This is a genomic window from Streptomyces cinnamoneus (genome assembly GCF_014650495.1).
In the GTDB taxonomy this organism is placed as follows: Bacteria; Actinomycetota; Actinomycetes; order Streptomycetales; family Streptomycetaceae; genus Streptomyces; species Streptomyces cinnamoneus.
Window position 1 is genome coordinate 125,489 of the sequence record NZ_BMVB01000017.1, and the last position, 12,247, is coordinate 137,735.

General features: G+C 71.5%; 2 protein-coding genes. Both read right to left on the reverse strand.

Features of this window, described 5'->3' with window-relative positions:
* Window positions 1-90 precede the first annotated feature (90 nt).
* Entirely contained in the window at window positions 91-11,772 is an 11,682-nt protein-coding gene (locus IE182_RS22615) for a non-ribosomal peptide synthetase (RefSeq protein ID WP_190111712.1), read from the reverse strand.
* A 37-nt stretch (window positions 11,773-11,809) separates the two neighbouring features.
* Window positions 11,810-12,247 (reverse strand): hypothetical protein (locus IE182_RS22620; RefSeq protein WP_190111713.1); only part of this gene is annotated, 438 nt, incomplete at its 5' end.

The following is a 12,247-nucleotide window of genomic DNA, read 5'->3' on the forward strand; positions in this document are numbered from 1 at the left end:
TGTCAGGCGGCCACAAGGCATGAGGCAGCAAGCTGTCATGCCCCCGAGGGGCATGTTCCCGAGTGCGGGGCGGACCCCCGTTCGTGCCGGTCAGCCGAAGGACTTGAGCTTGTCGTAGACCAGTCGGCCGATCTCCGCCGCGATCCGCGGCGACAGCATTTCGTCGTGCGGCGCCGCCACGGGGTGCGTCTCGATCCGGCCCTCGATGTGGGGGTGCCACAGACCGCTCAGATAGGGCATCGACTCGGCCCCCCGTCGTGCCGTGGAGACGAACAGGGTCAGGTCCGCCTTGAGCGGACCGGGCCGATAGGTGCTCACTATCCGGTAGTTGTTCTGCATGACCTTGGCGAACGCGGTGATGTGGCGGGGTTCGAGGTTCGCCAGTGCGCTGTCCCGGCTGCTGATCATCTCCATGACCGAGGCGTGTTCGAGGACCTCGTCCTCCCCGATGGCGGCGATGTCGAACCCGGCCACCTGCAACAGGGCCCGGAAGACGATCTGTTCCGTGTACTCGTGGTGATCGGCGGCCCACTCCTCCTCGTACGGGCCCTGGTCGAGGTTGACGACCAGACCGATCTCCTCCCCCTCGGCCTGGAGCTGGGTGGCGATCTCGTGGATGACCAGCGCGCCCATGGACCAGCCGAGCAGGTGGTACGGGCCATGCGGCTGGACCCCGCGGATCTGCTCGATGTAGTCCGCGGCCATGGCCGGGACGCTCTCCGCCAGGGGCTCGCCCTCCGAGAACCCCCGTGCCTGCAGCCCGTAGACGGGGTATTCGGCGCGGATCTGCTTGAGGAACTCGCCGTAGCCCCAGGCCAGACCGCCCGTGGCGTGGACCACGAACAGCGGGGGCTTGTCCCCGCCGGTGCGCAGGGGCAGGAGAACCTCGAAGCCGTCCCGGCCCGTGTCCGTCCCCAGGAGTTCGACCAGTTGCGCCACCGTCGGGGCCTCGAAGACGGCGCGGTTGCCGACGTTGATGCCCAGGACCGACCGGATGCGGCTGACGAGCTGGAGGGAGACGATGCTGTCACCGCCCAGTTCGAAGAAGTTGCCGTCGATGCCGACTCGTTCCAGGCCCAGGACCTCGGCGAACAGGCCGCAGAGCATTTCCTCCTGCGGGGTGCGCGGACCGCGGGAACCGAGCAGCGCACCGAAGTCCGGAGCGGGCAGGGCCGCACGGTCGAGCTTGCCGTGGGTGGTCACCGGAAGTTCAGCGAGCTGCACGAACGCCGAGGGGACCATGTAGGACGGCAGGGAGTCCGCCGTGTACCGGCGCAGTTCCGCCTGGTCCACCCGCGTGCCGTCCGTGACCACGTAGGCCACCAGCGCGGCCGCGTCGGCCTGGTCCTTCCGGACCAGCACCGCCGCCTGCGCGACCTGGGGGTGGGTGGCCAGAACGGACTCGATCTCACCCAGCTCGATGCGGAAGCCGCGCAACTTGACCTGCTGGTCCACCCGGCCCAGGTACTCGACCTGCCCGTCGGGGGTCCAGCGGGCCAGGTCGCCCGTACGGTACATCCGCTCGCCGGCGGCGCCGAACGGGCTGGCGACGAACCGCTCGGCGGTGACGCCGGGCCGCCCGAGGTAGCCACGGGCCAGGCTGGCGCCGAGGATGTACAGCTCGCCCGGGACGCCGGCCGGAACCGGTTGCAGCCCCGAGTCCAGCAGGAACACGCGGGAATTGTGGATCGGCCGGCCGATGGGCGGCGCACCGCCGTCAGCCGCCAGCGGCATGCTGGTCGTCGCCATGATGGTCGCCTCGGTGGGTCCGTAGGCGTTCACCATCCGGCGGTCGCCGGCCCAGCGCTCCACGAGTTCCGGCGACAGGACGTCACCGCCCACGATCAGGGAGCGGAGGGCGGGGAGACCGTCGGGCTTGACGGTCGCCAGCGGAGCCGGGGGGATCACCGCGTGGGTGATGGCGCCCTCCCGGAGCACGTCGGCCAGGAGCTCGTCGGCCAGGGGACCGGGCTGCGGGACGACCAGGGTGGCCCCCGCCGCGTAGGTCATGCACATCTCCAGGACCGAGGGGTCGAAGCTGGGCGACAGGTTCTGCAGTACCCGGCTGTCCGCGGTGACGTCGAACCGTTCCCGGGCCGCGGAGACGAGGCTGGCGATGCCGCGGTGGCTGACCACCACCCCCTTGGGCCGGCCGGTGGAGCCCGAGGTGTAGATGACGTAGGCGGCGTGGTCCGTGCCCGGTGCCCGGACGGGATCGTGCTGCGGCCGGTCGGCCAGATCGGTGTGGTCGAGGAGCAGGCGGGGCACCGACTCGCCCGCGGGGAGCCGCCCGGCGTAGTCGGAGTTGCTGATCAGCAGCGTGGGCGCCGCGTCCCGCAGGATGTAGGCGATCCGCTCGCCCGGGTACTCGGGGTCGACGGGGAGGTATGCGGCACCGGCCTTCATGACGGCGAGCTGGGCGACGACCATGTTCACCGAGCGGGGCAGCGCCAGGGCCACGATCCGCTCCGGACCGGTGCCCTGCTCGATCAGGGCGTGGGCCAGCCGGTTGGCGCGGGCGTTGAGGTCCGCGTAGGTGAGTTCGCCCTCCGCGGAGACCACCGCGGTGGCCGTGGGCGTACGTGCCGCCCGGTCCTCGACCAGCTGGGGGATGGTCACCGGCTCGACGCCGTGGTCGGTGTCGTTCCAGTCCACAAGGGCGCGGCGACGCTCCTCGTCGGTGAGGACGCCGACCGTGCCGACGGTCCGGTCCGGGGCTCCGGTCAGGGCGTCCAGCAGGCGTTCGAGGCGGGCCGTCAGCTCCTCGACGGTGGCCTCGTCGAAGAGCTCGGTGGCGAACTCGACGGCGCCCTCGATGCCCGCGGGCTCCCCCTCGGCGGAGAAGCGCTCCCCGAACTGGAAGGTGAGGTCGAACTTGGCCACGTCCAGGCCCACCGGGTGCGGGACCATCCGGGCGCCGGGGATCTCCGTGCCGCGCTCGGTCGCGTTGTTCTGGAAGACCAGCATGACCTGGAAGAGGGGGTGCCGGGACAGGGAGCGGACGGGGTTGAGGTCGTCCACCAGGCGCTCGAACGGCACGTCCTGATGGGCGTAGGCGGCCAGATCGGCCTCCTTGACCCGCTCCACCAGCTGGCGGAAGGTCGGGTTCCCGGAGAGGTCGGTGCGCAGGACCAGGGTATTGATGAAGAAGCCGACGAGGTCGTCGAGGGCTTCGTCGGTGCGGCCGGCGATCACGCTGCCGATCGGGATGTCCTCACCGGCGCCGAGCTTGCTCAGGAGGGTCGCCACCGCCGCCTGCGTCACCATGAACACGCTCGCGCCCGAGGCGCGCGCCACGTCCACCAGCTGCCGGTGGATGCGGGCGGGGATCTGCATCGGGAGGGACCGGCCGCGGTGGTCCGCGACCGCGGGGCGCGGCCGGTCGGTCGGGAGCACCAGCTCCTCGGGGAGGCCGGCCAGGGCGGTGCGCCAGTATTCCAGCTGTCCCGCCATGGCGCTTTCCGGGTCGCTCTCGTCCCCCAGCACCTGACGCTGCCACAGGGTGAAGTCGGCGTACTGGACGGGCAGTGGACGCCACTGGGGTGCGGTGCCCGTCAGGCGTGCGGTGTAGGCGTGGAAGAGGTCGCGCGACAACGGGCCCATCGACCAGCCGTCACTCGCGATGTGGTGCACCACGATCAGGAGCACGTGGTCATCCGCCGAAACCCGGAAGAGCGCGGCCCTCAGGGGCGTCTCGCTCGCGAGGTCGAAGCCCTGATGGGCGAAGGCGCCGACCTCCCGGTCCAGGTCGTCGGCGGCCACGTCGACGACGTGCAGCCGGGGCGCCGCCTCCGCGGCCGGCCGGACGACCTGCCGTGGCCGCCCGTCGGTGTCCGGGAACAGCGTCCGCAGACTCTCGTGCCGGCCCACGACGTCGCCCAGGGCCGCCTCGAGGGCGGCCGCGTCCACCTCGCCGAGCAGCCGGACGCCCAGGGGGATGTTGTAGGCGGGGCTCGGCCCCTCGAAACGGTTCAGGAACCACAGCCGACGCTGGGCCAGGGACAGCGGGATCTCCTCCGGGCGCTCCATCACGGTCAGCTCCTGGCGCGAGTCGCCGGCGGAGTCCAGCAGGGCTGCCAGCCCGGCGACCGTGGGCTCCTCGAAGACCGTACGGACCGCGAGGTCCACCTTGAGCTCGGTACGGATCCGGCTGATCAGACGGGTCGCCGTCAGCGAGTGCCCGCCCAGGTCGAAGAAACCGTCGTCGATGCCGACCTGCTCCAGGCCGAGTACGTCGGCGAAGAGCCGGCACAGCAGTTCCTCGCGCTCGTTGCGCGGCCGCCGGCCGTCCGTGGCGCCGCTGAACCGGGGAGCGGGAAGGGCCCGGCGGTCGAGCTTCCCGTTCGTGTTCACGGGGAGCGCGTCCAGGACGACGAAGGCCGAAGGCACCATGAACTCCGGCAGGACGGCGGCCACATGGCCGCGCAGCTGGGCCGCGTCCGGGGACGAACCGGGGTCGGCCGGCACCACGTAGGCCACCAGTCGCCTGTCACCCGGTCGGTGCTCGTGGGCCACCACGGCGACCTGGCGCACCGCCGGGTGCGTGACGAGGACGTTCTGGATCTCGTCCAGCTCGATACGGAAACCACGGATCTTGACCTGGTCGTCGACGCGGCCCACGAAGTCCAGCCGGCCGTCGGCACGCCAGCTCACCAGGTCACCGGTGCGGTACATCCGCTCCCCGGGGACACCGAAGGGGCAGGCGACGAACCGGTCGGCGGTCAGCCCGGCACGGCCCAGGTACCCGCGGGCGAGGCCGGCTCCGGCGACGTACAGCTCACCCGGCACACCGGCCGGGACCGGCCGCAGCCTGCCGTCGAGCACGTAGACGCGGGTGTTGACGACGGGCCGGCCGATGGTGGGGGTGCCGCTTCCCACAGCCAGCGGCGCGCTGATGGTCGCGCCGACGGTCGACTCCGTGGGGCCGTACCCGTTGACCATGCGGCGGCCGTCGGCCCAGCGGTCCACCAGCTCGGCGGTCGATGCCTCACCGGCGACACCCAGTGAACGCAGGTCCGGGAAGTCACCCGGTGCCACCGTCGCCAGCGCGGCCGGCGGGATGATCGCATGAGTCACCCGGTGCTCGGTGAGGACCCTGGCCAGCACCTCGTCACCCAGCGGCCCCGGCGGCGGCACCACCAGCGTGGCGCCGGCCGTGTAGGTCATCAGGAATTCGACCACCGACGAGTCGAAGCTGGGCGAGGCGAACTGGAGCACCCGGCTGTCGGCCGTAACGTCGAACCTCTCCCGTGTGGTGACGGAGAAGCTCGCCAGGCCGTGGTGGGTGACGACGACGCCCTTCGGGCGGCCCGTGGTGCCGGAGGTGTAGATGATGTAGGCGGCGTGGGCCGGCGTCACGGCGACGTCCGGGTTGCCCTGCGGCATCCCCTGGAGGTCGACGCGGTCGAGCAGAACCTGCTCGGTCCGGACCTGCACGGGCAGCCCGGCGGCGTGCACGGAGTCGGTCACCAGGAGGACGGGCGCGGCGTCGTCGACGATGTAGGCGATGCGGTCCGCCGGGTAGTCCGGGTCGATCGGGAGGTAGGCCGCCCCCGTCTTGGTCACGGCCAGCTGGGCTATGGCGTTGTCCACCGAGCGCGGCAGGAGCAGGGCGACGACCTGCTCGGGGCCCACGCCCCGCGCGATGAGGGCGTGCGCCAGCCGGTTGGCGCGGGCGTTGAGCTCCTCGTACGTGAGGGAGACGTCGGCCGAGGCGAGGGCGGTCGCCGTGGGGGACAGAGCCGCCCGGTCCTCGAAGAGCCGTGCGAACGTCGCCGGAGCGATGTCGCGAGCGGTGTCGTTCCACTCGTCGAGGACTTGCCGCTGCTCGGGACCGGACAGCAGATCCAGCCGTGCGAACGGCGTGCTGCTCCGTTCGGCGAGCTCCTCCAGCGTCCGCACCAGCGTCCCGAGGATCCGCTCGGCGGTGGCGCGGTCGAACACGTCCCCGCGGTAGTCGGCCCTGACCAGCAGCCGGTCGCCGTCCGGGATCGCCGCCACGCCGAGGGGGTAGTGGGTGGCGTCCTCGGGCTCCGCGCTGCGTACGACGAGGTCGCCGATCTTCTCCCGGAGCTCGTCGTTGTCGAGGGGGAAGCTCTCCAGGACGATGACGGTGTCGAAGAGCTCGCGCAGCCCGGCGACCTCCTGGATGTCGGTGAGCCCCAGGTGCTGGTGCGGCATGAGCTCGGACTGCTCGTCCTGCAGCCGGGTCAGCAGGCTGCTCAACGGCTGGGCGGGGTCGAGTCGCACGCGGACCGGCAGGGTGTTGATGAAGAGGCCGACCATGGACTCGATGCCGGGGATCTCCGGCGGCCGGCCCGAGACGGTGATGCCGAACACCACATCGTCCCTGCCGGTCAGTTGCCCCAGGGTGATGGCCCAGGCGAGCCCCAGCATGTTGCTGAGGGTGACGCCGAGCTCGCGGGCCGTGCCACGGAGCCTCTCCACCAGCTCGGCCGGCAGCTCGTTGGACACCCGCTCCGGAACGACCGGCGCGCGCCGGTGGTCCACCGGGGCCAGCAGGGTCGGCTCGGTGAGACCGTCGAGGGCCTCGGCCCAGGCGGCCCTGGCCGCGGTGCGGTCCTGCCGGGCCAGCCAGGCCAGGTAGTCGCGGTAGGGGGTCACCCGGGGCAGGACCGAGTCGTCCCCCCGGTTGTTGTAGAGCTCGAACAGCTCGCCCAGCAGGATCGGCGACGACCAGCCGTCCAGCAGGACGTGGTGATTGGTCATCAGGAAGACGTGATGGTCGGGCCCCAGGGCGATCAGGGTGAACCGGATCAGCGGGGGATTGCCGAGGTTGAAGCGGCGGTTGCGGTCCTCGTCCAGGATGCGGGCGAGCTCCGCGTCACGGCGCGCCTCCGGCAGGTCGCCGAGGTCCGTCTCCGTCCACGGCAACTCGACCTCGGAGGGGATCACCTGCACGGCTTCGCCGTTGTCCACGGTGCGGAAGGCCGACCGCAGATTGGCGTGACGCCCGAGCAGCGCGGCCGCCGCCAGCCGCAGTGCCTCCCGGTCCAGCGAACCCTCGATGTCCATCACGGACTGGAAGGTGTAGACGTCGTGGCCCTGCTGGTCGTACGCCGCGTGGAAGAACAGACCCTGCTGCAGGGGCGCCAGGGGCAGCACGTCGTCGAACCGGGCCCGGCCGGCCTCCAGCCGGTCGATCTCGCTCTGCGCCAGCGTGACCAGCGAGAGGTCGGAAGGGGTGTGTCCACCGGCGTCGGGCTGCTCGGCATGCGTGACGATGGCCCGCAGCGCACGGAACCAGGTCTCCGCGAGGTCCCGTACGTCGTCCTCGCCGAACAGCTCCAGCGGCCAGGTCCAGTTGGCGACCAGGGTCGGCCCGTCGGCGGTCTCCTGGGCGATCGAGTTGACTTCGAGCACGTGGTGCAACGGCATGTGCGGGTCGGCACCGCCACCGATGCCGGACGCGTCGTCCTCCTCGGACTGCGCATCGCCCAGCCGGCCCAGGTAGTTGAAGCCGAGCTGCGGCGAAGGGAAGCCAGCCAGAATCTCCGAGGTCCGGGCATTGAGGTGGCGCAGCAGACCGTAACCGGCCCCGTTGTCGGGGAGCGCGCGCAACTGCTCCTTCACCGACTTGACGGCCCGCCCGACCACAGGTCCGCCGGACCACACCTGCGCCCACTCGTCATCCGTCACGGCCGGGGCCAGGTTGACCGGGAACAGGCTGGTGAACCAGCCGACGGTACGGGATACATCGGCTCCGGGCACCAGCTCCTCGCGCCCGTGGCCTTCGAGGTCGATGAGGACACCGGGGGCGTCCAGGCCCCTGCGCCGCCGCCAGTCCGACACGGCGAGCGCGAAGCCGGCGAGCAGGACGTCCTGGACGCCCGCATGGAACACCGCCGGGACCCGCGACAGCAGCGGGCCCGTGATGGCGGAGGGCAGCCTCAGGGACAGATTGCCGGAGGTCGCCATCACATCGCGGGCCGGGTCGAGAGGCCGCGCGGCCAGCTGGGGGTCCTCGGCACACAGCATCGACGTCCAGATGTCCAGCTCGGCCGTGCGGGCCTCGGAGGACGCCGCGTCGAGCAGCCCCTGCGCCCAGGTGCGGAAGGACGTGCCCACCGGTTCGAGATCCGGCTCGCGCCCCGCGGCGACGGCCTGGTAGGCCGCGTCGATGTCCGGCAGCAGGATGCGCCAGGACACGCCGTCGACGACCAGGTGGTGCACGGTCAGCAGCAGTTGACCGAAGGCGTCCGGACCGGAGTCGAACCACACGGCCTGCAGCATCGCCCCGGCGCCCGGGGCCAGCCGCTCCTGCGCCTTGCGCGCCTCGTCCGCCATGGAGACGGCAGCCGTGTCGACGCGACGGACCAGCCCTGCCGCGTGGACGGAACCCCGCGGCGTGACCTCCAGGGCCCATTCACCGTCCTGTGCCCGGGACAACCGCATCCGCAGTGCGTCGTGGTGATCCAGCACCGCCTGCAGTGCCCGGGTCAGATGACCGAGGTCGTAGTCGCCCGGGACCTGCACCACCATCGCCTGGTTGAAGCCGTCGACCGGGCCCCCGGTCTTCCGCAGGTGGTGGATGATGGGCGTCAGCGGCACCGGCCCGACACCTTCCTCCGCCGCCTGCGCTCCGGCGTTCTTCGCCTCGCCGGCGTCCTGGGCGACGACCGCGAGTGCCTCCACGGTCCGCTGCTGGAAGACGTCACGCGGGGTGAACACCAATCCGGCCCGACGGGCCCGGCTGACCAGCTGGATCGAAACGATGCTGTCACCGCCCAGCTCGAAGAAGCTGTCGTCGATCCCCACCCGCTCCAGGCCGAGGACCTCCGCGAACAGCGCGCACAGGGTCTCCTCCCGCGGATCGCGCGGAGCGCGCCCGACGACCTCACGGCCGTAGTCGGGGGCGGGCAGGGCCTTGCGGTCCAGCTTTCCGTTCACCGTCGACGGAAGCGCGTCCAGGACGACGAACGCCGACGGGACCATGTATTCCGGCAGCAGGCCGGCCATGTGCTCGCGCAGCGCGCCGGTGTCCACCGCCGTGTCGGCGGCCGGGACGACATAGGCGACCAGGCGCTTGACGCCGGGACGGTCCTCGCGCACGACGACAGCGCTGTGCGCGACCGACGCGTGCCCGGTCAGCACGGCGCCGATCTCACCGAGCTCGATGCGGAAACCGCGGATCTTCACCTGGTCGTCGCTGCGCCCGAAGTACTCGACCAGACCGTCGGCGTTCCGCCGGACGACGTCACCCGTCCGGTACATCCGCTCGCCGGGCGCGCCGAATGGGTCGGCGACGAACCGCTCCGCCGTGAGGGCCGGGCGCCTCTGGTAGCCGCGGCTCACACTGGGACCCGCGATGTAGAGCTCACCGGTCATGCCGGGCGGCACCAGCCGCATCTGCGGGTCCAGGACGTACGTCCGGAAGTTCCCCAGGACCCTTCCGATCGACGGCTTGGCGCTCTCGGCGATCGTGCAGCACATCGCGACGATGGTGGTCTCGGTGGGACCGTACAGGTTGTGCCCGGTGATCCCGGGTATCGACCGCAGCTCCTGCCACAGGGCGTCGCTCGTCGCGTCGGCGCCGATCTGCAGTACGTGCGGGCGGTGTCCGACGGTGCGCATCAGCCCGGCGGCCAGCAGCTGCTCCATGAACACCGGGGCGAAGTAGACGAGGTCCAGCCGCTCTTCCCGCACATAGCGGATCATCTGCTCGGGGTCGTGCCGCACGTCGTCGCTGATGACGTGCAGCTCGTGCCCTTCCAGCATCCGCATCAACTCGTCGATCGAGGCGTCGAAGGTGAATGCGGAGGTGAGCGAGGCCCTCAAGCGGGGACCGCCGGCCTCCGGGCCGTTCGGGAAGAGGTCCGCCTGCAGGCCGTGGAAGAGGCTGACGGCATTGCGGTGGGTGACGGCGACGCCCTTCGGCTTGCCCGTGGAGCCCGACGTGTAGATCACGTAGGCGAGGTTCGCGTCCGTCACGGGGGCGCGGAGCTCGGCGGGGGCCAGGTTCTGGCCCGGCAGGCCGGCCAGCCGGCGCTCCACCCGGGGGTCGTCGAGGACGATCCGCGGAACTCCGGCGGCCTCTTCCGGCAGCCCGTCGGCGGTGCCGGCGAGAGTGATCACACAGGCCGGAGCGGCATCCTCGAAGAGATAGGCCATCCGCTCGGCCGGGTACTCCGGGTCCAGCGGCAGGTAGCCGGCGCCCGCCTTGAACGCCGCGAACATGGCCACGATGACGTCCGCCGAGCGGGGCAGCGCCAGCGCGACGAGCTTCTCCGGGCCGGCCCCCTCCTCGACCAGGAGCCGGGCGATCCGGTTGGCGCGGCTGTTGAGCTCCGCGAACGTCAGCCGCTCGTCCTCGCACACCAACGCGGTCAGGTCCGGGGTGCGGGCGGCGTTCAGTTCGAGCAGATCGTGCAGCCGCTGCCCCTCGGGCTGCGGCGCCACGGTGCCACTGCTCCGCCTCACCAGGTCGGCCTGCCGCTCCGCCGGGAGAAGCTGCCGCAGGCCGACGGGGCGCTCGGCGTCCTCGCCGGTACCGGTCAGCAGGTGCACCAGGCTCTGGGCGAGGGACTCCGCCAGCGCCGGGTCCAGGACGTCCGGCCGGTAGTCCAGCCGGAGCTCCATGGTCTCGCCGACGAGGACGGCGATCGACAGGGGGTAGTGCGTGGCGTCGTCGGTCTCGCTGGCGACGATGCCCAGGGAGCCCGACGACTTCTGCAGGCTCTGCTCGTCGACGGGGAAGTTCTCGAAGACCACGATCGTGTCGAAGAGCTCGCCGTGCCCGCTGAGCCGCTGAACCTCGTTCAGCCCCAGGTGCTGGTACTGCATGAGCTCGGCCTGCTCGTTCTGGAGGCGGGCCAGCAGATCGTTCAGGGGCTCGTTGGGGTCGAGCGTGACCCGGACGGGCAGGGTGTTGATGAACAGGCCGACCATGGACTCGATGCCGGGGATGTCCGCGGGGCGGCCGGAGACGGTGGCGCCGAAGACGACGTCGTCCCGGCCCGTCAGCTGGCCGAGCACCATGGCCCAGGCGGCCTGGACGACGGTGTTCACCGTCACGCCGGCCCGTCGTGCCGCCTGCCCGAGCGCCGCGGTCTGCTCGGCGGGGAGCCACACCCGGTGCCGCATGCGGTCGCTCGACGCCGGCCGGTCGTGGGATGCGATGAGCGAGGGCTCCTCCAGCCCCTCCAGCGATCGCTTCCAGGCGGTCTCGGCGGCCGGCTTGTCCTGCCGCTGGAGCCAGGCGAGGTACTCGCGGTACGGAGTCAGGCGGGGCAGGCCCGAGTCGTCTCCGCGCGTCCCGTACAGCTCGAAGAGTTCGCCCAGGACACGGGAGAAGGACCAGCCGTCCAGGAGGATGTGGTGGTGGGTCACCAGGAACCGGTGACGGTCCTCGCCCAGGCTGACGAGAGTGAACCGTACGAGCGGCGGCCGGGCCAGGTCGAACCGGCGGGCGCGGTCGTCGGCGACCAGCCGGGCCAGCTCCTGCTTCCGCTCCGCCTCGGACAGTCCGCTGAGGTCCACTTCGGTCCACGGCAGCTCCACCTGGCGGGGGATCACCTGGACCGGCTCGCCGTTCTTACGGGAACGGAAGCCCGCCCGCAGGCTGGCGTGGCGGCGGAGCACACCCGCGGCGGCGTCGCGCAGGGCCCCGGCGTCCAGCGTGCCCTCAATCGTGAAGTCGACCTGGATCGTGTAGGTGTCGGTGCCGTCCTCCGCGTCGTACATCGAGTGGAAGAGCAGGCCCTGCTGCATCGGGGACAGCGGGAGGACGTCTTCGAGCCCTGATTTCTTCATCGTGTATTCCTCGTCCTTCGTCGTCTCGTGTCGTCGATCAGAGCCCGAGTTCGTCTTCGAACTCGTCGATTTCGTCCTGTGACAGACCCCCCAGGGACAGGTCGGAGGGGGTGAGGCCGCCGACGCCGGGGCCCTCGGCGTGTGCGGCGATCGCCGTGAGGGCGCGGAACCAGGTCTCGGCCAGGTCGCGCACCTCGGCCTCGTCGAACAGCTCCCGGGGCCAGGACCAGTCGGCGGTCAGCGAGGGCCCGTCCGGCCCTTCCACCGCCGCGGCGCTGACCACGAACGCATACCTGAGCCGCATCCCGGGGTCGCTGCCCCCGCTCACACCGTCGTCGGCCTCGGGCGCAGGCGCCCAGGCGGCCGCCGTACGGGATCCGCTCCCCCGCTCGGCCGTTTCGAAGCGGCCGAGGTAGTTGAAGCTGATCTGGGGTGTGGGCAGGGCGGCGAGGGTGGGTGCGGTGTCCTGGTTGAG

Bases quoted from the DNA above. Each gene is read 5' to 3' on its own strand.
- IE182_RS22615 (WP_190111712.1), bottom strand. From the start codon at position 11,772: ATGAAGAAATCAGGGCTCGAAGACGTCCTCCCGCTGTCCCCGATGCAG.